The organism is Streptomyces sp. NPDC007896 (assembly GCF_042959425.1).
GTDB lineage: Bacteria > Actinomycetota > Actinomycetes > Streptomycetales > Streptomycetaceae > Streptomyces.
In genome coordinates this window covers 497,428-518,384 of sequence record NZ_JBIBKX010000005.1, presented here as the reverse complement: position 1 = coordinate 518,384, position 20,957 = coordinate 497,428, and the positions used below count along the sequence as shown (strand labels likewise).

Here is a 20,957-nt window from a genome sequence, read left to right as displayed (position 1 = left end):
TGAGCCACAGGTGACCACCCGAGGAGCCCGGGCCGCCGGTCGCGGGGTACGCGGCGATCTGTTCGATCCCCATTGCCCGACGCGGCAGTTGCTGGACCGTATCGGTACGAAGTGGACGTCCATGGCCGTCAAGACGCTCGCCGATGCCGCACCGGACGAGGTGCGCTTCGCGGAGCTGAGACGCCGGATGCCCGGCGTCTCACAGAAGATGCTGTCCGTGACGCTGCGAAGCCTGACCCGCGACGGGCTGGTGTCGCGCCGGGTCGAACCGACCGTGCCGCCGCGGGTCTTCTACCGGCTCACCGGACTCGGGCTGTCCCTGGAAGCCGCGCTTGCGGGGCTGCGGACCTGGGCGGAGGAGCACATGGCCGAGATCGACCGCGCCAACGAAGCCGCCGACCAGGAGGCCGATGAGGGGTAGACAGGCCGGTTCCGCGCTCAGTACTGGTGGCTGGGGTACTCGATGCAGCCGGCGTCGCCGCCCTGACACCACGTCGCCTTGTCAGGTCGACGCCGGAGGAGGACTTCGACGCGATGGTGTTGGGCGCGTCGTTCCACTTCGACGGGCAGGGCGCGGCGACGGCCGCGGACGCGATGAAGCGGTACTGAACAACCGATTCAAACTTCAGAGGTGCCCCTGCGCAGACGGCGACAACCTGGCCCCTGCGGGATGGGTAGCCGCGTGGTCACACCGGAGCACGTGGTGGATAGCATCGCGGCCTTCCCGGCGCTGCTCCGCGCGGCGGCCGGCTGAGTCGTCACGTCAGGCGGCGTGCGAATTGCGCTGGTGTCGCATGGTATTGCTTCTTGAAAGCGCGGATGAAGTGGCTGCTGTCGGTGAAATGCCAGAGCGCGGCGGCCTCGGAGACGCTGAGCCGTGATCCGGAGGCGGTGAGCGCTTTGGCCGCTTCCTCCAGGCGTCGGCGGCGGATGTAGGCGCTGAACGACTCGTCCAGACTCGCGAAGGCCCGCTGCAAGGTGCGTACTGATACGTGCAGTTGCGCGGCTATCGCGGCCGGCGACAACTCGGCGTCGGTGAGCCGGGCATCGGCCAGGTCCTTGGCCGCCTGCGCCAGCGCCGGGGTGAAGGTGGGCTCGCGGTCGTCGAAGTGGTCGAGGATCAGCCCCTTGGCCAGTTCGAGCAGGGCGTTGCGGGACGCGTGCGCCCCCGCCGGGCTGAGGTCGCTCACGGTCCGCTGCACCATGCTGGTGTGTGCCATGAGGATCTGCGCTGCGGGCGAGGTGGCCTGACCGGTGCGCGGTTTCCCGGCGACCAGGGGCCGCAGAGCGTCGCCGGGAAAGATGAAGATGCGGGTGCCGATCACGGGCGTGGTGTGGAAGTGATTCTCCGTCACGACATGGTGCATGAAGTAGGTGCCGGCCGAGACGTACGTGTCACCGCCCTGATCGTGCGGGTCCTGCAGGGCCACCGCGCCGCGCAGCCCGACGTACAGCCTGATCTGATCGTGCTCGTACGTTCCGACTGCCCGGGTGCTCACGGGTGAGGATGCCCAGAGCTCGTTGACGGCGGTGTCTTCCAGGGCCACCGAGCGCATCGTTCCCTGGAAGCCATCGACCGTGGAAGCGCTGAATTCCGGCAGCGGGTACAGGTCTCCCATACGGTCGTTCCAGGTGTCGATGAACGGCTCCCACGTTCCCCGACCGGTGCCGGTGGAGTCGGCGTCGACGGTGAACGTGCCCACCTTGCCGCCCGGACCAAGGAAACGCGGCCTGCTCGTCATGTGTCCTCCGCCCCGATGAGGATGTCGCCGGAATCCCATCCTGTGTCGCGAAGGTACACCCCTTCTACACACGGCTGTTCCTACGCTTGGTTGGCGCTTCAACCTCCACAACGATCTGCCGCCTGCCGGCCGTGCCCGGTGCGCAGACACCGTGCCTTGCTTCGCATGCGAAGCAAGGCGACCGCGATCTCTCGGGCGAAAGTGAGAAAAACTATGAAGGCAGTGCGTTTCCACCAGTACGGCGACCCCGACGTCCTGCGTTACGAGGACGTGGAGCAGCCGAATCCAGGCGCCGGGCAGGTGCGGGTCCGTGTTGCGGCGACGTCGTTCAACCCGGTCGACGCCACCATCCGCGCCGGTTTCATGCAGGGGCCGATCCCTGTGACGCTGCCGCACACACCCGGCATCGACGTCGCCGGCACGGTCGACGCGCTCGGCGAGGACGTGACCGGCATCCAGGTCGGGGACCAGGTCATCGGCTTCCTGCCGATGGCGGGACCCGGCGCCGCCGCGGACTACGCCCTGGCACCGGCTGAGGCACTGACGCCGGCGCCCAAGAGCGTCGCGCTGTCCGACGCGGCCGCGCTGCCGCTGGTGGGCCTGACCGCGTGGCAGGCGCTGTTCGAGCACTCCAAGCTGACCGCCGGGCAGCGCGTGCTGATCAACGGCGCGGGCGGAGCGGTCGGCGGCTACGCCGTGCAGTTGGCCAAGCAGGCCGGCGCCTTCGTGATCGCCACGGCCGGTCCGCGCAGCAGCCGGCGCGTCACGGCCGCGGGCGCGGACGAGGTCATCGACCACACGACCGCCGACGTCGTCGCGGCGCTGAGCCAGCCGGTCGACGTCGTGCTCAACCTCGCGCCGGTCGAACCGGCACACCTGGATGCGCTCCTCGGCCTGATCCGCCCCGGCGGTGTCCTGGTGAACACCACCGTGTGGATGCCCGCGCCCACCGACGAGGAGCGCGGCGTACGCGGCATCGACCTGTTCGTCCGCAGCGACGCGGAGCAGCTGTCGCACCTGGCGGAGCTGATCGACGGCGGCGAGCTGCGCGTCGAGGTCGCCCAGCGGGTGCCGCTGGCCGAGCTGCCGGCCCTGCACGCCGACGCCGCCGCGGCCGCACTGCCCAGCGGCAAGGTCGTCGTCACGCCCGGCGCCCACCTGACTGACCTGTGAAGGAGACGACCACGATGATCCCCGACGACGATCCGTCGCGCTCGCTGACCGTGGCGAACCCCGACGACCCCGGCACGACGTACATCTCACTGGTGGGCGACACGTACGCCATGCTGGTCACCGGCGAGCAGACCAACGGCCGATACTGCCTGATCGACATGCACGTCCCCGACGGCGGAGGCCCGCCGCCGCACCGGCACGACTTCGAGGAGATGTTCACCATCCTCGAAGGCGAGATCGAGTTCACCTTCCGCGGCGAAAAGCACACCGTACAGGCCGGGTCCACGATCAACATCCCGGCCAACGCGCCGCACAACTTCCGCAACGCTTCAGGTGCACCGGCCCGCATGCTCTGCATGTGCACCCCCGCCGGCCAGGACGACTACTTCATGCGCATCGGCGATGTCGTCGCCGGCAAGGACGCGCCGCCGCCGCAGCTGTCGGAGAACGAGCTCGCGGAACGTCGCCGCCGCGCCGCCGAGTTGGCCTCGACCTACCGAAGCGAGTTCCTGTAGCTCGCAGGCCCGGCAAGCCCGGCACCGGTCTGCCGTGGGCAAACTCGCTCGTAGACGAGGGGGACTCCTACGGCTCGCGCCGTGGGATTTTCTGCTTCGTCGCCGACTGCCCGCCCGGAGTTCTCCGTTGAGGTCTTACACCAGCTCCGCAGACAGACACCGCCAGCCCGGCGGCCAAAAGGTTCTTCGCCGCGTTCGAGTCGAGCGGTCAGCTTGTGCAGGCCGTCCCTGCGCCGGTCCGTGATCCGGGTGTGGATCCTGGCGACCTGCTGGATCGGAACCGACGACACCTCGTTGAGGAAGGCCAGTTGCGCCATGTTGTAGACCTTCCGCACGCACCCGAACGTACGCGACAGCTCCGCTGCCTGCGCATCGGTCGGATGAAGCGGTACTTGAGCGCCCGCTACACGTGAATGGCCACAAGCTCACAAACTACCACGTCAACGCAGGGGTGTTGACCTGCTGTGATGGGGGTTGTGGTCGGGGTCTGGCAGGTCGTGGTCGGGGGGCTGGGCCGGTAAGCGATGTGCCTGGTCGGGGTGTTGTGGTGGGGGCGGTCGTGTCTACGGTGAAAGCCGTTCGGACGCCCTCGCACGCCCCGTGGGGGCCGTCCGTACAGCCCCAGGTGGCGACGGGTCCGGCGCCACGGCCGGCACCCACCAGCTGGTCCCGGATCCGCCGCCGTGAGGGCTGGCCACAGCCACGGGAGCGAGGGAGGTGCCCGCCAGTGCGGATCGCGGTCCGGCTGCGCGGTTATCGCGGTACCAGCCCGCGGAGCGCAGCGCGCACTGCGGGTTCCCGGAGCCGGGCCCGCCGGGCGCCTGAGGGGTACCGGGCGGGCCTTCGGCTTGCCGCGAGGTCGTGGCTTGATCCAAAGCAGCACACCGCCAGCAGGAGGTACGTCGTCGACCCGCTCGAACGGCACGACCTGAGCCAGCTCGCCCAGATGACCAGGAGCAAAGCGGCCTCCAGCTACCGTCCTCGAGAGGAAGAGTCACCAGACCAGGCAGCGGGGCGCCGGGTCCGCACGGGATGGGCCGACACGGCGCTGTACCGCCCGGACGCTGGTCAGGGTTTTCCGGTCTTTCTCGGCGGGATCCGGGCCGTTGGATGGCCGACGAAGGGCAGATCACGCCACTGCACCCCGGTTATAGGCGGATGACGATGAGGGCGATGTCGTCGGCGGCGCCCCCAGCGACGTCGAGGCGGGCCAACAGTGCGTCGGCCAGTTGGTCGGGGGCGAGGGTGCTGTCCTTGGCCAGGGCTGTGGTCAGCCGTGCCAGGCTGGCGTCGATGTCCTCGTCGCGGCGCTCGATGAGGCCGTCTGTGTACATCACGAGGGTGTCTCCTCGGGTGTAGGACAGGCCGGCCTGGGGGCGGGGGACGTGGTGCGGGCGGGCGCCGAGCGGCGGATCGGTCGCTTGGTTCAGCAGTTCGCAGGTCCCGTCGGAGTGGAGCAGGACGGGGGGTGGGTGTCCGGCGCTGCTGTAGATGATCAGTCTGCTGCGGGTGTCGATGAGTACCTTGACCGCGGTTGCGGCCGTCGCGCCGTCCAGGGAGCGGGCGTACAGGCCGAGGACTTCCAGGGCCTGGGCGGGGCTGGGAAGGGCGCGGATGGCTGCGCTCAGGGCGCTGCGGAGCATGCCCATGACGGCGGCGGCGTGCAGGCCGTGGCCGACGACGTCTCCGACTGCTGCGGCGTAGCGGTCGGGTGGCAGGTCGACGACGTCGTACCAGTCGCCGCACACGTTCAGTGATGTGGTCGCCGGCAGGTAGCGCACGGCGATGTTGCCGGTGTAGTGGTCGAGGTCGGGGGCGGAGAGCATGGCTTCCTGCAGGGCGACGGCGACCTGCCGTTCGCGGGCGTGGGCCTGGCGCAGTTCCTGGTTCAGCCGGTGCAGCTCGTGGGCCCGCGCGTACAGCTCGGCTGCCATGCCCTTCTCCCGCTCGGTGAACTCATCGGTGAGCCGGCGTGCCCGGCGTGAGTGGACGAAGGCGGTGACGTCCTCGGCCCGTTGGACGATCCACTTCACCTCGCCGTCAGGCCCGGGAATCGGGGTGTGGATCTCGGACCACCATCGCTCCTCGAACCAGCCGGGCTGGTGGAGGGCAGGGATGTCGTACCGCTGCAGCACCAAGGTGTCCGGTTTCCCGGTGTCCAGTACCCGGCGCAGTGACGCCTTCAGGTTCTGTTGTGTGTCGTCGGAAGAGGCAGGGTTTTCCGGCAGGGCGTCGAAGAAGTACTTCCCGATCAGCTGGTTTCTGGTCAGGCCGGTGGTCTGCAGGTATGCCGTGTTGACGTAGCGGATCACCAGGTCCGTGTCCAGCATTAGGTACGGGCTTGGTGTGGCGTCGAAGAACGCCGTGAAATCAAAGTCCACGGTCATCAAGCGCTCTCCGTAGCATGCGAGCGCGACTGCCTGCACTCCCAATCTACGCGCGATCCAGCGCCCGGCTCCGGAAGATGCACAGGGGCTCGTCGAGCTCGCCGCAGATCCGGGAGACTGCGATGGCGGTGAACGAGACGGTCATCGCGAGCCCGCCCCAATAACGCCGCACCCCACTGGGCAGGCGCCGGCTCCCGGGGCTCGCTCCTGCGGGCGTCGCCGGCAAGCGGCGGTGCTGTGAGCGGGCGAGGTGTCGGCGACCGCGATCGCCAGGCTCTCTGGGGTATTCCTCACTGGTGTCACTGGTGTCACTGGTGTCACTGATGTCGGGCGGCGCCACCCGTGCCCACGCTGACAGGCTGATCCGGCATATGGAGCAGGCGTTTTCCATTGACCTGCGACATCGCTGCGACTCTCCGTCATTCCTCCGTTCTGTAGTGTGTTGGCGCCCGTCATTTCGTGAACTGCACATGAATCCTTTAGATCCCATGGAGCGGTTTTGCCGCGTTGTCCTTACCACGGGCCGGGTCTAGCGTGGGAAAAGGTGGCAGTCGGCGCCATCTGTCGCGAGGTATCAGGCCGCCCAGGGAAAAATGTTCCCGAGCCTCCGCGGCGACCGCCCTGACTCTTGGTCGCGTTCAACCGGGTTGTACGCGGGTGGATTTGACGCAGTTCCGCGCCCTGGCGCCCGGAGGTCGATGTGCTTCCCACGCGACACAAGACAGCTACCATCAACGGCCAAGAGGTCTTCTACCGCGAGGCCGGCCCCAGCGACGCACCGGTGGTGCTGTTGCTGCATGGATTCCCGAGCAGCTCGCACATGTTCCGTCATCTCGTGCCCGCACTGGCCGATGACTATCACGTGATCGCCACCGACCACATCGGATATGGCCACTCCGCCATGCCCAAGGTCGACGCATTCGACTACACCTTCGACAACCTCGCGGGCATCACCGCCGGACTCCTGGAGCATCTGGGCATCGAACGTTTTGCCGTCTACGTGCACGACTACGGGGCACCGATCGGCTGGCGCCTCGCGCTCGACCCGTCCTTCGACGTCACCGCGATCATCTCGCAGAGCGGCAACGCCTACATGGAAGGCTTCGCCAAGCCCTTCTGGGACGACCTGTTCGCGTACGCCACCCACCCCGGCCGCGACACGGAACCGGGCGCGCGGGCCAAGTTCAGCCCCAGTACGACCCGTTGGCAGTACGAGAACGGCGCCACCGACACCAACCTGGTCAGCCCCGACACCTGGACCCTCGATCAGCTCCTGCTGGAACGGCCCGGCAACGACGAGATCCAGCTGGCGCTGTTCCGCGACTACCCGACGAACATCGACGGATACCCGAAACTGCAGGAGTACTTCCGGACCAGCCAAGTGCCCCTGCTCGCGGTCTGGGGCGAGCGGGATGAGATCTTCGGGCCGGACGGCGCGAAAGCGTTCTCCCGTGACCTGCCGGAGGCGGAAGTTCACCTGCTGCCGGCCGGGCACTTCGCCCTGGAGACGCACCTGGACGCCATCAGCGGATACATCCACGGATTCCTCGGGCGCGTCCTCACATGAGGCGTAGCGAGACCCACGCCCCCTCAGCGGATGTGGCGGCTGATGCGACGTGCTTCCCGGTCGGAGCGGCATGGGAAGCGCCCCCAAGAGAGGCGGCGTGGTGGCCACATTGACAGCAGTGAATGTCGGGATGCCTAAGGGCGTTCCCTGGCACGGAAAGACCGTGTGCACCGGCGTCTACAAGCAGACCGTGGCCGGTCCGCGGATGGTGCGGCGGCTGAACATCGACGGGGACGGCCAGGGAGATCTGGGCGGGCACGGCGGTGAGCAGCGGGCGGTGCTGGTCTACCAGCTCGACTCCTACCGCTTCTGGGCGAACGAGCTGGGGCGCGAGGACCTGGCCCCCGGGAACTTCGGCGAGAACTTCACCGTGGAGGGGCTGCCCGACGACGAGGTCTGCATCGGGGACCGCTACCGCATCGGGGACGCGCTGTTCGAGGTGACCCAGCCCCGGGTGACCTGCTACCGGGTGGGGCTGCGCATGGGTGAACCGCAGATGGCGGCACTGCTGGTGGCTCACCACCGCCCCGGCTTCTACCTCCGCGTCGTCGAGGAGGGCGAGGTCGAGGCCGGGCAGGAGATCGTCAAGGTCTCCACCGGGCCCGAGGCGATGACCGTCGAGGAGATCGACCGGGTGCTCTACCTGCCCGGCCACACCCGCGAACAGGTCGAACGGGCGCTTCGGATCCCCGCGCTCAGCCCCGGCTGGCAAGGCTCCATGAAGATCCTTCTGGACCAGTCCGACGGCGACGGCGGCGGGTCGGGCAGCGCAGGGCTGAATGCGGCGGCCACTGCACCGCCGCCTGCCTGGCCGGGCTTCCGCCCGCTGACCGTCACGCACATCCAGCCCGAGAGCCGCACCGTGTTCTCCCTGCACCTGGCCGCCATGGACGGCTCCGTGCTCCCGGCCGCGCTGCCGGGGCAGTTCATCACCGTCAAAGTCCAGCCCGCGGGAGACGTTCCACCCCTGATCCGCAGCTACTCCCTGTCCGGCGAACCGGGCACCGGCACGTACCGCATCAGCGTGAAGGTCGAACCGCACGGCGCCGCCAGCAACGAGCTGCGCGCCCACATCCGAGTCGGCGACCACCTGGAGGCCGCCGCGCCCCGCGGCACCTTCTGCCTGGCCGACGGTGACAACCCGGTGGTGCTGCTGTCGGCCGGCGTCGGCGCGACCCCCGTCCTGGCCATGCTGCACACCCTCGCCCGCGACCACTCCACCCGCCAGGTGTGGTGGCTGCACGGCGCCCGCGACGGCACCGAGCACCCCTTCGCCAAGGAAAGCCGCGACCTGATCGCGGCACTCCCCAACGCAAAGTCGACCGTTTACTACAGCAGACCCACCGACACCGACCGACAGGGCATCGACTACCTGGAAGCGAGCCGCCTGTCGGCCGAGCCCGTCCGCCGGCTGGGCCTGCCGACCGACGCCGACGCGTATCTGTGCGGGCCGGTCGCCTTCATGGACAGCCTCACCGCCGCCCTCGTGGACTGCGGTCTCGACGCCTCCCGCATCCACACCGAGATCTTCGGCGCGGGCCCCGCCATCACCCCCGGGATCAAGGGCGCGTCGACCGCGCCCGCGCCTCATCAGCCCGCGGGACCGCCCGGCACCGGACCCGAGGTCTCCTTCGCCCGCAGCGGACTCACCGTCCCCTGGAACGACGCCCAGGAGTCCTTGCTGGAACTTGCCGAGGCCTGCGACGTCCCCGTCCAGTGGTCCTGCCGCACCGGTGTCTGCCACACCTGCGAACTCGCCCTGATGTCCGGCGCCGTCGACTACTCACCCGACCCCGTCGAGCCTCCGGCCGAGGGCAACATCCTCATCTGCTGCTCCAAACCCGCTGGAGGCGTTGTCGTGGACCTGTGAGAGGGCGGCTGATTCAAGGAGGATTATCCTTTACGTCCCAGTAGGTTCTCGCCAGGCGGGTGTGATCTCGTCCGTCAGACGCTTGGTGAGGTCGGGCCCACTCCACAGCGGGCCCGACAAACGCCCGACAAGCGCCCGGCAGCGGCGGCTGCCACCGGTGCGGCGCTTGTCACTTCACAACCGAAGCGGACGCAGCACCCTCGCGGGGCTGGCCGAGATTTCCGGTCCGTGGCACCAGGGAGGGCGCCTGGCCATGCCCTGCCGCCCTGATCAGTCGGCCCGGTCACTGAGTAGGGCGGCCGACACTTGCTCTGTCACCCACTTCTCTGTGTCGTTCCAGGACCAGCCGCAGTTCGTCGCGTACAGACGCCAGGAGTGGTGGCCGAGGAAGAGCCACAAGATGTCGGCTGCGCGGTCGACGAGCATGCCCTGTCCCAGGGCGTCCAGATCATCCAGCCGCCTGGCCACAACACCCAGAGCCTCGCGGTAGCTGCGTTTGGCGCGGGTGAGAGTTTCCTTCGCGGTCTCGTCCAGTGCGGCCGCCGTGACAAGCACCCGGACGAGGTCGAAATGCCGCTCATTGTCGATCCGCACCCCGTGCGTGGCGACAGCGACCGCTTCCCGAGGATCGGAAGACATGCCGACGGCTGCGAGCGTCTCATCGACGATCGGGTCCGTGATGCCCTCGCTGATGAGGCTCCTCACATCCGGACCGGAAACCGAAGGGCGGCATGACGTCACCGCCAGGGCCCGAAACCCTTACTCTGCGTTCCGGTGACTTCTACACCGTTCCCAAGCACCTGCCCCACGCCATCAAGTCCGGCACCGACGGAGCCCGCGCCCTCAACATCACATCCCCGGCCGGATTCGCCGAGCTGATCGCCCGAGCCGGTACTCCCGTTCACCTTGCCACGCCCGAGACCGAGCTGGACGTGGAGCTTTTCATGGCAGTGACCGAGGAACTCGCGGACGTCACCCTCGGCCCACCCGGCATGATCCCCGCTGACCTGGACCGCCTCGGACAGTAGGTACCGCTGCCAGCTGCGTCCACGAGGCAGCCCCGGACCGGCAGCTGGTGGAGCTGATCCCGTCGCAGATGGCGGCGCTGCGGGTGTTCGTTGGTCTCACCGGCCGGCTTTGTGTGCCGCCCGCTGACGCGCTGGCGGAGCAGGTCCGTACGGCCTCGTGTGATCACGGGATCAAGCGACGCCGCGCCTCCGGGAGAGGCGGTGGCTCCGACGGCGGTGGTCAACGCTTTTCGCGTCGGCTGCGGATGCTCAGGGCGATGACGGAGACAAGGAACCACAAGGCACCGAAGGCTGAGTATCCGGCGACGGTGGAGAGGCTGCTCGTCGCCGAGGCGGACATGGCAGCGAAGGAGGCACCGGCGAGGACGGACAGTCCGCCGCTGATGACCATGGGCCACTGGGCGCCGACGGTGCGTTGGCGCCGGATCGCCACGACGAGCTGGATCGCTCCGGAAAGGAGGGCCCAGATGCCGAACACGAGCAGGGCCGTCCCGATGGTGGAGAAGACGGCGATGATCATCCCGGCGGTGGTGGCGAGGCCGAGAACCATGTTGGTGGTACCGAGGCGGTCCGTGGAGCCGGTGCCGGCCATGCGACGCTCGAGGAGCGTGGCGATGACGTCCCACAGGGGGTAGATGACGAGCAGCACGGCCGCGATCGCTGTGGGCTTGTCCGTCGACACGAGCGAGGCGGAGGTCGTGACGACGAGTGCCACCCAGATCAGGGAGAAGGCGACTCGGATCAGGTAGAGCGATCGGAGCCCGGAGGGCGTCGTCGTGGTCGTGGTCGTGCTCGAAGTCACGGTGGTCTGAGTCATCGGGTGTCCCGTTTTGTGATCGTGATGGTGTGAGACGGTCGCCTCGATGAGGAGTCTCAGCGGCCTCGGGAGGGGCCGTGTACTTCGAACGAAGTAGTTCTGCCATCCACTTCGAATCGAATGAGTTCTGCCGTTCTCATCGCCCGGACCGGGCTCGCCGTCTACTTCATTCGAAGTACACGGTCGCAGCACACGTGGACGAGAATCAGGCCATGGTCAAGGCGCAGAACAATCAGGACGGGCCCGTGGCACCCCTGTGGGTCCGCCGCCCCGAGGCGCTGCACCTCGTCGCCTATTCGGCGGCCGTGCTGGTGTTCACTGGCCAGATCGTGGCAGTGATCCTGCGAGGGTCGGGTTGGCCGACGGCCCTCTCCGTGCTCCTCGCCGGTGGCGGTGTCGCCCTCTCATGGTGGAGGCCGTGGGCAGGGCTGGTCGTGACGAGCGCGGCGTCCTTCGCCGTCACAGCGGTGGGCCACGACCCCCTGTCGGTGTGGATGATGGCGGTGCTCGTGCTGTTCTCGGTCACCGTCAGGGGGAAGCAGCCGCTGGTCGGAACCGGCATCGTGGCGGCGTTCTTCCTGGGGGCGTTCATGACGCTGGGAGGATTCCGTGGCGGCGCGATCGTGGGAGCCGCCGCACTCTTCTCAGCCATAGCAGGAGGTGCGACAGGGGCCGCGCTGCGCATCCATCGAGAGCACTGGCGCACCCTGGAGGAACGGGCCGAAAGCGCCATCGCCACCCGCGAGATCGAAGCCACCCGACGGGTGACCGAGGAACGACTCCGCATTGCCCGGGACCTCCACGACGTCATCGGCCACCAGGTCGCGATGCTGAGCATGCATCTCGGTGCTGCGGAGATCGGGCTGCCCGAAGACGCCGAGTCCTCCCGGCAGGCCCTCGTCTCAGCCAGGTCCAGCGCCCGCACCGTCGTCGTCGAAACGCAACGGATTCTCGCGCTCCTCCGCCTCGGAGACGACATCTCCGAAGACGAGGCGCTCCGGCCGACCCCGGCGCTCAGCGGCCTGGAAGGCCTTATCGCCTCTTTCGAGAGCATCGGTCTCGACGTCCATCCCTCCATCGACATCCCCGCCGGTTTCGTGGAGCCCAGCGTCGGCGTGACGGTCTACCGGGTCGTTCAGGAAGCACTCACGAATGCCTACCGGCATGGAGAGGGGGCGGCAACGGTGGATGTGCGCGAGCGCGACGGCAGGATCTGCGTCACCGTGGAGAACCGCGTCGGTCACTCACTGCGCGGCTCCGGCTCGGGCAGCGGACTCGGACTCGTGGGGATGCGCGAACGCGTCGAGTCCTCCAGCGGGCGGCTGACCATCGACAGTGACGACGGGCGATTCCGGGTCCATGCGGAGTTCAGCCCGCTGGGAGCCGTCGTCTGATGACGCGGATTCTGATCGTCGACGACCAGGACGAGATAAGGGCCGGCATCAAAGCGATGCTCCGGCTCGACCCAAGTCTCGTTGTTGCGGGTGATCTCTCCGATGGACTCCAGGTCGTCCCCTTCCTCCGGGACCACCCCGTCGACCTGGTCCTGATGGACATCCGGATGCCTGGCATCGACGGTGTCGAAGCCACCCGCCGGATCCGCAAAGAGCACCCATCCGAAAAGATGCGGGTGATCGTGCTGACCACTTTTGACCAGGATGACATCGTTCTCGCCGCCCTTCGTGCGGGCGCCAACGGATTCCTGAGCAAGACCGTGAGCCCCGCTGAACTCGTCGCCGGAATCACCGAGGTCGTTGGCGGTGGCGGTGCGCTGTCGGCCGCCGCGACGGCCGCGCTCATCGGTCACATGACCGACAGTCCGCCCCCGGTGATCGACCAGGAACTGCTGCGACGCTTCGACGCTCTGACACCCAGGGAGCGGGACGTGGTCGTTCTCGTCGCGAGCGGTCTCGGCAACGACGAGATCGCGGCCCAGATGTCCGTGTCGCCGTTCACCGTGAAGACGCATGCGGTGCGGGCCATGACGAAGGTCGGCGCACGTGATCGAGCGCAACTCGTCTCGTTCGCCTTCCGGGCCGGCCTCTACCCCTGAGCCTGCCGAGCAGAACCCCGAAACAGGTGGCCGCCGTGGCGATGCCGAGCAGTCCGGCGGGCGGGACGGCGTGGGCACGTACCTGGAAGACCTCGCCGTTGCGCTGCGCGAGCGGCGTGCCTGGACCTGTGCCTGCGGAGCAGGGCTTGTGCCAGGGCAAGCCAGACGAGCTCGGAGTCGGTCAGCAGCGGCGGCCGTCCCATCCACCGGGTCCCTCCGATCTCGGCGTCGATCTTCACGTACAGCGCGGTCAAGGCGTCACGGCGTGACGCCTTCTGAACGCGATTGCCTCTGGCGATAGGCCCGGCTGCGACACCTCGGTGAGCCGTACAGGGCATCCACCCGTTTGCGGTTGCCGCCCGTGACCTCGCCGACGAACCACCAGCCTTGCAGACCGGGCACCGTTTCTTCGGCCGGCGGTAGGGACGGCCCTCGCGCAAGGCGGCGGCGAACTCCAGATTGCTCCGCCACCACTCCTGCCGCTCACGCTTCCATCTCCAGGCTCCAGGCTTTCGTGCGGCAGGCCGCTGAGCAGTACCGGCGTGACTTCCGGCTGCCCTCGGGCAGCGGGCTGCCGCACTGGCTGCAAGTCCGGACGCTCTTCCTTGCCACAGCTCCAGGATCCCGCTGGACGACCCCACCCGACCAGGAACGACACCGAAGTGACAGGCCCGCGGAGTTCACGCCTTCCGCTGTCAGCCGGTCGGGTCCTGAGCGAGGTCAGGGCGGCCGTCCGTCCAGCCGACGATGAGCGGACGCGCGGTACGGGAGGCGATCCGCTCCATTTCTGTTTCCGCCGCAAACGGTCACCCGACCGTCGGTGAGAAAACCTGGCGGTCACCAGTCTTCGGTGACAACGCTGTGTGCTGGTGGGGGAGTGGGGCAGGCGCCTTTCATGCGACTTCCCCAGCGCCGTACCTCCTGGCGTCCGTATAGCGTGCCGACGACCGTCTGGCCGGCATGGGACGAACTGGTGGGCTCCCGTGCCGTGCCTGACATGTCTGAGCGAATGGAACGGCTTGAGCACGAGAACGAGCAGCTCAGGTATGCGATCGAGAGCCGCCCGGTGATCGATTTGGCCCGGGGGTGCCCCTATGCCTTTGGTCAAGGTGGATGGGTGCTGGTTCGGACGTCTGGAACGATGTGCCAGTGCATGCTGATGATCAGGTTGGCGAGGGTGTCTCTGCGGACCTCGCGTCAGCGCAAGGTCGGGACCGGATCGAAGAGGTGAAGTTAGAGCGAGTGAGGCTGGGAGGGCACTTCTGGCGCCTGTGGTGGGCGAACGCCATCAACAGCGTGGGCGACGGCGTCTTCGTCGCCGCGATGCCCCTCTTGGCCGTGACCGTCACCAAAGACCCCCAGCGGATTTCGCTCATTTCAGCTGCCAGCTGCTTGCCCTGGCTGCTGGTGTCCCTGCCCGCCGGCGCAATCGTAGATCGCTGCGATCGCGCCACTCTGATGTGGCGATTCCAGGCTTTTCAGGCGGTGCTGGTAATAGCGGTCGCTGTAGCGGCGGCTGCGGACAAGGTATCCATTCCCGCCCTGGCCGCGGCCGGGTTCCTGCTCGGCGGCGCACAGGTTGTCATCACCCATGCTGCACAGTCCGTACTGCCGCAGGTCGTTCCGGCGGAGCGTCTACAGCGGGCCAACAGCAACCAGTGCGTCGTCCAGACGGTGGCTCACCCGGCATGAACTCCTCAGAACCCTTGCTGTCCTCCTTGGCGTGAACAGCTTCTGCAATCGACTGGGCCTCGCGACTCTTGTCCTTTTCGCCACTCAGACTCTGCATCTCAGCAACCGCGACTAACGACTGGTGCTCATCGGAGAGGGGGTTGGCAGCCTCCTCGGCGGTCTGGCCAGTGTGTGGATCGCCCGGAGAATGGGTTCCGTTCACGCGTTCGCTCCAGCGCTCGCAGCCAATGCAGCCATCTACGTTGGGATGAGGCTTGCCCCCAACGGAGCATCCCTCGCGGCGGTGCTGGCGCTGTGCGGTTTCGTAATCACATTGTCTGCTGTCGTCACGGTCAGCCTCCGCCAGCAGATCATTCCCGGACAGCTCCTCGGCCGCGTCAACAGCGCCTTCCGGGTGCTCAGTTGGGGGCTGATGCCGCTCGGCGCCCTAGTCGGCGGGTTCATGGCACAGGAACTGGGGCTTCGTGCCCCGTTCCTGTACGCGGGTGCTATCCGCGCCGTCGTCTTGGTGCTGGCGCTGCCCACCTTGATTACTGAAGCCCGCGCTGTGCGTGAGAAGTTCTGAACGCCACGCAACGTGGAGACAGTCCCATGCGGCCCCATCATCGATCTCCAACTCGTCGGTGCGAGACGAGCCCACACCGACGCTGAGAGGGGGCGCCGAACTGCTCACCACGCCGCGTAGCGCACGTTTCTCCTGGGGCGGTCAGCTGTCGCTGTCTTCCGCGGGGTTCTGGGACCCGTTTCGGGCCATCAGATCATCCAGTGCTGCTACGAGGTCCTCCATCGTGATCGGCTCATTACCGGAATGGCGCAGCGCAGCCCGTTCACCGCTGAGCGCCAGAAACCCCTGGCGGAGCGCGGCCGCCAACAGAGCCCCTCAAGAACCGGATTGGCACAGGCGCTACGCGGTCCGGTCGGGCATCGAGGGCACCATCTGGGAGTTCGCTCACATGCGTCATCGGTGCCCGGCGATCCGCACCTGTAACTCGTAGAGTTGCCGCATGACTGACGACCTCACCGTCGTCCTCGACCGCCTCGACGCGTGGCTGGAGGGCAACGCGCCCGCGGATCACGTCGCCCTGAACCCACCGGCAACGCAGGAGGACATCGATGCCATAGCCGACGGTCGGTTCCTCCTGCACCCCAATCTGGTGACGTGGCTAAGACGTCATGACGGGGTCACGGCCGCGAAGGGTCACAACGGCCCCGGCGCCATTCTCCCCGAAGGATTCATCCTGCACGCCGCCGCAGGAATGCGTGCCGGTCAACGAGCGCAGGAAGAAGCGATCGCTGAATGGGTCGACGAGAACGAGTCGGAAGACCCCGACTTGCGGGATATCTATGACGGGGTGTACGGATACGCGTTCCATGTCCGATGGGTTCCCATTGCCACGGACATCACCGGAGGCAAGCTCATCATCGACCACCGTGATGGAGACCGGTTCGGAAACGTGCTCTACGGTCTGCAAGCCGGGGACACGGAGGGTCCGGTGAAGGTGTGGGACAGCCTGTCGCACATGTTCCAAGATCTCCTCGTCGCCCTGACCGAGGGGACGGAAATTCGCCTGCCCGGCTATGCCGATCCGGTGACACCACGTCTCGTCGGCAGCGATAACGATGCCTTCGTAAGGTGGGAGTAGGACAGGGCGGCGGTCCGAAACGTGGACGCGTCGGACCGCCGCCCTGTCGAACGGGTCAGGAATTACGGGGTGACCACGCAAATCTCACCGGGACGGCAGTCCTCCACTCCCGGTGCCTCGATGGAGAAGGCGTCATTGTCAGCCGTGCGCGCCTTCGTATAGAAGGAGGAGAGGCCCCGGCCCGCGGCCTCGTTCTGCTTCGCCGACATCGAAGCCCGGCCGCACACTTCCTTCCACGTGGGCGGCGGGTATCCGTCGTCCGGGTAGAGGCGCCACTTCCCCTCGCTGTCGCTCTCGACACCGTCGAGGAGGACGCGGCCGCCGGTCGGCGGCCGGCCTCCGCCGCAACGCCCGAAACCCCCGCATGGTGCCCGACCTGGTGGTCACCGACGCCGGCGTCACCGCCGAGGACACCGTCAGCGTGGACGCCGACGCCGTCCCCGTCGGTGGCCTCAAGCGCTGGGCACGCAGCCGGTCCCGCGGCCTCCGTCACCACCGCCGTTGCTGGTGGTGTTTGAAAGCCTGCCGTGCGCTGAGTCCAACAGGTGTTTCCTGGGCCAAATGCGTGCCGTACTACGGAACGCCCAGTTTATGACGATCTGTCAGTTCGGTGGGCGAGAAGACGAACGAGATCACCTGCTCCAAGCCGCCCCGGCCGGCTCACCCCCGCCTGTGTGCGCGTACAGCTGGACGCACTCGTCTCCGTTGGTTGTGGACTGGCCGCCGCTTTCCTTCGTCGCGGCGAACGGATACTCGTCACACTGCCGGCCGTCGGGACGGTTTGTCGTCGCTTCGGGTGCCGCCCGGCCGGCGGCACCGCGGAGGACGCCGCGGCCGCGGTAGCGAGGAACACAAGACGCCCCTCCATCGGGAGAGGGACCAGACGGTACGGGAAGCAAACAGGCTTCCTTGGTGGGGTAGTGGGTCGTGCCGATGGTGATGCCTCTGCGGCACGGGCGCGCCTGGCTCACCTGCCTCCCGACAAGCGGCCGCTTCCCTCGGCCGCCCACTACGACCAGCTGCTGCCGCGTTGCGGCGCGAGGGGCGCGTGGCGATCCCGGTCTGTGACCGTCAGCCGGGCGGCCGGTCGGTTGGCTATGTACGTGAGACCTTGACGGCTCCCAGTTTTGAAGGCAGTTGGAGCCTTGCGGTGGGACGATCGGCGTGCTTCTCCCGTTGGGGGCCCGGACGCGCCAAGTATCTGGAGGGGCAGGAAGGGCCGAGCACCGAGGACACCTCACTGGACGACCTCGACCTGAGCGTGCTCGACGAGATGGTCCTGCACGACCGCGACCTCCTCCTCACCGAAGCGCTCAGGGCGCTGCAGGAGCGGCACGAGATGGACGACCTGGAGATCGCCGTCGTATACGGGGCCCGGCACATGCCCGCGGTCGTACGCCATCTGGCCACGGTGTACGGCCACCGGCCGATGGGGGCGGAGTGGCTGACGGTGTACCGGGCCACCTACTGAGCGGCCCGGGAGATGACTACACGGCGAACTCTGTGGAAATCATGCCCACTTCACATGCCCCTGACATCATTGAGGCTGCCGGTCCATCTGCGGCGAATGGGGAGCGGGATGAGGAAGTGGCGTACGTTGGCAGGCGCGTTGGCGGCGGCAGCTGTAGCCGTGCTCGCGTGGGGAACACCGGCGCAGGCTGCGTCGCTGCCCAACCCTGGGGCGCTAGTCTCGAACAATTCCAGCGGCGCGATGAGCAAGCTGGTGCTGACCGAGCACCGCGTGTCCGACACGACGATCAGCACACTGGACGGCCATCTGCCCAATGTCGGGGTGGACACGGTCCTAAAGTCCGCCAACCACCCGATGTACTCCAGCACAAGCTCCGGGTGCTCCAGTACCGAGTTGGCCGCGCGGCCGATCAGCCCTTCGTCGTCGTCGGCCTACTGCTGGGACACCGGGGATGCCCTCACCCAGGAATTCGTGCCCCAGGGGCTGACCTCGTCCGGCGACGCCGACGACGACGGCATGTGGGGCACGAACAAGGTGATCCTCTCGGGGTGGACCCACAACGACGACCTCGCGGGCTCCACCTCCGATGACAAGGGCCTGGCGCGGGTGGCGTTCATCGACGCGAACACCCCCGGCGCCTTCAAATACCGGTGGGTGCTGCTGGTCGTACCCACCGAAGGCGGGGACAACTTCGCCAAGCTGGGCTCACACCTCGGCGGCATGGTCTGGTACGGCGACAAGCTCCTCGTCACCGCGTCCCGCGGCGACAACAGCGACAACGCGCTGTTCGTCTTCGACTTCAAGCACATCCTGCAGGCGACGGTGAACGCCCACGACATCGGCAAGGTCAGCGGCGGCTACTCGGCGCGCGGCTACCAATACCTCATGCCCGCGATCGGTTCGTACAGCCTGGGCGCAGGGTGCAATGGGAACTCCATCAGCGACTACCCCTGCTTCGACGGCCTCACCATGGACCGCACCACCAGCCCGTTCAGCATCGTCGCCAACGAATGGCGCTCCACCGGCGGTACGGACCCCGCCCGGATCTTCCACTACTCCCTCGCCGCTCCCGGCGGTGCCATGCCGCTCGTCACCAGCGGAGGGAAGGCGTATGCCACGGAGAACTACGTGACATACGCGGTAGGGCTGCAGTCGGTGCTCGTGCACAACCACGTCTTCTACGGCGCCGACGCCCGGTGGGGGCCCGGAAAGCACGGCGTCATGTGGCGGATGACCACCAGCGGCGCCACGTCGGACACCTGCAGCGGCTCCGATCTGACGAACGCGTGCTGGGCTCAGCACAGCGAAGGCATGTCGCTGTGGTGGAGCACCCAGCAGGTGTGGTCGCAGACCGAATGGGCGGCGGACTCCGCTGGGGGGTGGAATCAGCCGGCGATTCCCGAACGGGTGTTGTTCTCCGTACCGCTCAGCAGCATGTGACGCCAGCGCCGGGCGGGCCTCCGGGCCCGCCCGGCTCACTCCGCTGCTGAGCAGCTCCACACCGCGCAGCAGCGTCGAGTGGTCCAACTCGCCGTCCCCCCTCAGCACCGTTGTTTTCCTGGTTCACCGCCGCCCGTCGCTGAACGGTCCGGTCACTGCCGGCGTTGCAACCGTGGCTGCCCTGGCAGCCGTCCTCGCTGTAATCCTCAGCGCTGGTGGCAGCCGATGACGGGCGGGACCAGAACGGCTGGGGCAGCGGCCTCGACTGCTCATGACCCGCTTCGAACGGTTGCAGAGCCGAAAGAGAGGCTCCTTCCAGTGGGAGTTCTCTGGGACTCTCCTGGGATTCCGGCTGCATCAGCCGGTAATAGCGTGAAACGGCCGAAAGGGCATTCGTACAGGTCAACGACCTGCGACGGCCGGACGCGGCAGGCCACGGCGTCGACTGGTCTGTTCCGGGACATCTGAACGACGGCCGCCGGCCTCACCCGTGGTACATCACACGGACGACGTACGCGTCGGCCGGAAGTGCGTCGAGGTACTCGTTGAAGTAGCGGCGTCGCTCCGTACCCGCGATGGTGAGCCAGCATCCGTCCAGGGTCAGCAGGGCGTGCCCGGGCAGGGCGTCGTCCGCGACTTCGCGTACCAGGGTGTCGAGGTCGTGGCCGAAACGGGCGACCGGGTTGCCACCCACGAGGTCCTCCAGTGCCGGGTGGTCCAGGAGCGCCGCGATGACAGGCTGCGTGCGGAAGTCCTCCAGGGCCTGTGTCTGCGGGTAGCCCTCAGGGTCGGCGACGTACCTGGCCCAGAAGTCGTCTGTGCCGCGCGCGGGGCCTCTCGAGGTCCAGCGGCGCACGCGGCCCGCCGTCGCAGAGCGAGGGCGGAACATTGCGCGGCTCTCCGGAGAGGGTTACGGACCCACGGATGAGGCGCGGGTCCGCCTCGTGCCCCGGGACGACCGGGAACTCGCAGCCTTGGCCGTTGATCCGCCAGTAGTCCCACCAGGTCTCGACGTCCGGCACGCCGACTCCGGCGTCGCGGTTGTAGTCGTACGGCGCCATGGCCGCACCGACGGCCTGGGGGACGTTCCCCAGGGCGCACCGAGGGACGCACACGGTCACTCGCTCTTTCGACATGGCCCTTTCCTCGACCTCTTCCTCACGCTCACACCGTCGGCACCGGGTCGCAGGACACGACCCAGCCGTCACAGCCCCGCTGCCACGATCGCGTCGTGCTGGCCTCATGGAGCGCATGCCTGAAAGCCCGCAGTTTCGACTTCGCCTCCCCGGAAGCCGCACAGACCGCGCTACGAAGGGAGTACGCCCGCACTGGACCCACGCGGAGATTCAAGCGACGCGAGGTCGCAGTCGCCGTCGCAGACAGGGAATGTGCGCAAAAGGTGCTCCTCCCGACCGTACTGCTGGCAGCGCGCCGCTCTCTGGTCGTGCATCTTCCGTCCAGCGAACTCTCATCCCTGCGGTCGCTCTGCACAAAGCGCCGGGCTGCCATCGCCCGAGCTCGGAAGACCCTTGGCATGGACAAATCGGATCGACCCGACC

Annotated in this window: 20 protein-coding genes and 1 pseudogene; 14 read left to right on the top strand and 7 right to left on the bottom strand. The window is 67.6% G+C overall.

Features of this window, described 5'->3' with window-relative positions:
* Positions 1-10 precede the first annotated feature (10 nt).
* Together ACFZDJ_RS19985 and ACFZDJ_RS19980 are read left to right on the top strand one after the other, a co-directional pair.
* Positions 11-421: a helix-turn-helix domain-containing protein gene (locus tag ACFZDJ_RS19985; protein WP_266435441.1), complete on the top strand. Its 411-nt coding sequence runs from the start codon at positions 11-13 to the stop codon at positions 419-421.
* Positions 422-447: 26 nt separating this feature from the next.
* Positions 448-609 (top strand): hypothetical protein, encoded by a 162-nt coding sequence (locus ACFZDJ_RS19980; RefSeq protein ID WP_391060510.1) that lies wholly within the window; start codon positions 448-450, stop codon positions 607-609.
* A gap of 149 nt (positions 610-758) precedes the next feature.
* Here the strand turns inward: ACFZDJ_RS19980 and ACFZDJ_RS19975 are convergent, their stop codons facing one another.
* Positions 759-1,742, bottom strand: coding sequence for a helix-turn-helix domain-containing protein (locus tag ACFZDJ_RS19975; RefSeq protein WP_391060508.1), 984 nt, complete (start codon positions 1,740-1,742; stop codon positions 759-761).
* A 213-nt stretch (positions 1,743-1,955) separates the two neighbouring features.
* Between ACFZDJ_RS19975 and ACFZDJ_RS19970 the strand changes: the two genes are divergently transcribed.
* Together ACFZDJ_RS19970 and ACFZDJ_RS19965 are read left to right on the top strand one after the other, a co-directional pair.
* A complete protein-coding gene (locus ACFZDJ_RS19970; RefSeq protein ID WP_391060506.1) occupies positions 1,956-2,915 on the top strand; it encodes a zinc-binding dehydrogenase in 960 nt (319 codons plus the stop codon).
* A 14-nt stretch (positions 2,916-2,929) separates the two neighbouring features.
* Positions 2,930-3,430, top strand: a complete 501-nt coding sequence (locus ACFZDJ_RS19965) for a cupin domain-containing protein (protein WP_390940590.1) — start codon at positions 2,930-2,932, stop codon at positions 3,428-3,430.
* 67 nt (positions 3,431-3,497) lie between these two features.
* Here ACFZDJ_RS19965 and ACFZDJ_RS19960 read toward each other — a convergent pair.
* Positions 3,498-3,632: pseudogene (locus ACFZDJ_RS19960) on the bottom strand (RNA-guided endonuclease TnpB family protein); the annotation flags it as partial.
* A gap of 946 nt (positions 3,633-4,578) precedes the next feature.
* Complete coding sequence (locus ACFZDJ_RS19955; RefSeq protein WP_391060504.1) at positions 4,579-5,817, bottom strand: SpoIIE family protein phosphatase; 1,239 nt, start codon at positions 5,815-5,817, stop codon at positions 4,579-4,581.
* Between the two features lie 700 nt (positions 5,818-6,517).
* Here ACFZDJ_RS19955 and ACFZDJ_RS19950 point away from each other — a divergent pair.
* Together ACFZDJ_RS19950 and ACFZDJ_RS19945 are read left to right on the top strand one after the other, a co-directional pair.
* On the top strand, positions 6,518-7,384 hold the full coding sequence (locus tag ACFZDJ_RS19950) for an alpha/beta fold hydrolase (protein WP_391060502.1): 867 nt from the start codon (positions 6,518-6,520) through the stop codon (positions 7,382-7,384).
* Positions 7,385-7,514: 130 nt separating this feature from the next.
* A complete protein-coding gene (locus tag ACFZDJ_RS19945; protein ID WP_391060500.1) occupies positions 7,515-9,254 on the top strand; it encodes an MOSC domain-containing protein in 1,740 nt (579 codons plus the stop codon).
* Between the two features lie 270 nt (positions 9,255-9,524).
* Here ACFZDJ_RS19945 and ACFZDJ_RS19940 read toward each other — a convergent pair whose 3' ends face one another.
* Complete coding sequence (locus ACFZDJ_RS19940; RefSeq protein ID WP_391060498.1) at positions 9,525-9,959, bottom strand: hypothetical protein; 435 nt, start codon at positions 9,957-9,959, stop codon at positions 9,525-9,527.
* Positions 9,960-9,985: 26 nt separating this feature from the next.
* On the opposite strand from ACFZDJ_RS19940, the gene ACFZDJ_RS19935 reads away from it, so the two are divergent.
* Positions 9,986-10,282, top strand: a complete 297-nt coding sequence (locus ACFZDJ_RS19935; protein WP_390940581.1) for a hypothetical protein — start codon at positions 9,986-9,988, stop codon at positions 10,280-10,282.
* A gap of 220 nt (positions 10,283-10,502) precedes the next feature.
* Here ACFZDJ_RS19935 and ACFZDJ_RS19930 read toward each other — a convergent pair whose 3' ends face one another.
* A complete protein-coding gene (locus ACFZDJ_RS19930) occupies positions 10,503-11,099 on the bottom strand; it encodes a DUF308 domain-containing protein (protein ID WP_391060496.1) in 597 nt (198 codons plus the stop codon).
* 194 nt (positions 11,100-11,293) lie between these two features.
* On the opposite strand from ACFZDJ_RS19930, the gene ACFZDJ_RS19925 reads away from it, so the two are divergent.
* The 7 genes from ACFZDJ_RS19925 to ACFZDJ_RS19895 all read left to right on the top strand — a co-directional run bounded on the left by ACFZDJ_RS19925 (position 11,294) and on the right by ACFZDJ_RS19895 (position 19,398).
* A complete protein-coding gene (locus ACFZDJ_RS19925; RefSeq protein ID WP_391060494.1) occupies positions 11,294-12,493 on the top strand; it encodes a histidine kinase in 1,200 nt (399 codons plus the stop codon).
* Entirely contained in the window at positions 12,493-13,152 is a 660-nt protein-coding gene (locus ACFZDJ_RS19920) for a response regulator (protein WP_384924764.1), read from the top strand. Before ACFZDJ_RS19925 ends, ACFZDJ_RS19920 begins: the two co-directional genes overlap by 1 nt.
* A gap of 1,113 nt (positions 13,153-14,265) precedes the next feature.
* Positions 14,266-14,844 carry an MFS transporter gene (locus ACFZDJ_RS19915; RefSeq protein WP_391060492.1) on the top strand — a complete coding sequence of 193 codons (579 nt, stop codon included), beginning with the start codon at positions 14,266-14,268 and terminating at the stop codon, positions 14,842-14,844.
* Positions 14,845-14,965: 121 nt separating this feature from the next.
* Positions 14,966-15,409, top strand: coding sequence for a hypothetical protein (locus ACFZDJ_RS19910; RefSeq protein ID WP_391060490.1), 444 nt, complete (start codon positions 14,966-14,968; stop codon positions 15,407-15,409).
* 439 nt (positions 15,410-15,848) lie between these two features.
* Positions 15,849-16,487 carry an SMI1/KNR4 family protein gene (locus ACFZDJ_RS19905; RefSeq protein ID WP_391060488.1) on the top strand — a complete coding sequence of 213 codons (639 nt, stop codon included), beginning with the start codon at positions 15,849-15,851 and terminating at the stop codon, positions 16,485-16,487.
* A 1,150-nt stretch (positions 16,488-17,637) separates the two neighbouring features.
* Positions 17,638-17,958, top strand: a complete 321-nt coding sequence (locus ACFZDJ_RS19900; RefSeq protein ID WP_391060485.1) for a hypothetical protein — start codon at positions 17,638-17,640, stop codon at positions 17,956-17,958.
* 240 nt (positions 17,959-18,198) lie between these two features.
* Positions 18,199-19,398, top strand: coding sequence for a hypothetical protein (locus ACFZDJ_RS19895; RefSeq protein ID WP_391060483.1), 1,200 nt, complete (start codon positions 18,199-18,201; stop codon positions 19,396-19,398).
* A 484-nt stretch (positions 19,399-19,882) separates the two neighbouring features.
* On the opposite strand, the gene ACFZDJ_RS19890 is transcribed toward ACFZDJ_RS19895, so the two are convergent.
* Both ACFZDJ_RS19890 and ACFZDJ_RS19885 read right to left on the bottom strand, forming a co-directional pair.
* The gene (locus ACFZDJ_RS19890) at positions 19,883-20,254 is read right to left on the bottom strand and encodes a hypothetical protein (protein WP_391060481.1); all 372 of its coding nucleotides are present in this window, start codon (positions 20,252-20,254) and stop codon (positions 19,883-19,885) included.
* On the bottom strand, positions 20,181-20,534 hold the full coding sequence (locus tag ACFZDJ_RS19885; protein WP_391060479.1) for a hypothetical protein: 354 nt from the start codon (positions 20,532-20,534) through the stop codon (positions 20,181-20,183). The genes ACFZDJ_RS19890 and ACFZDJ_RS19885 overlap by 74 nt, the downstream gene beginning before the upstream one ends.
* Between the last annotated feature and the right edge of the window lie 423 nt (positions 20,535-20,957).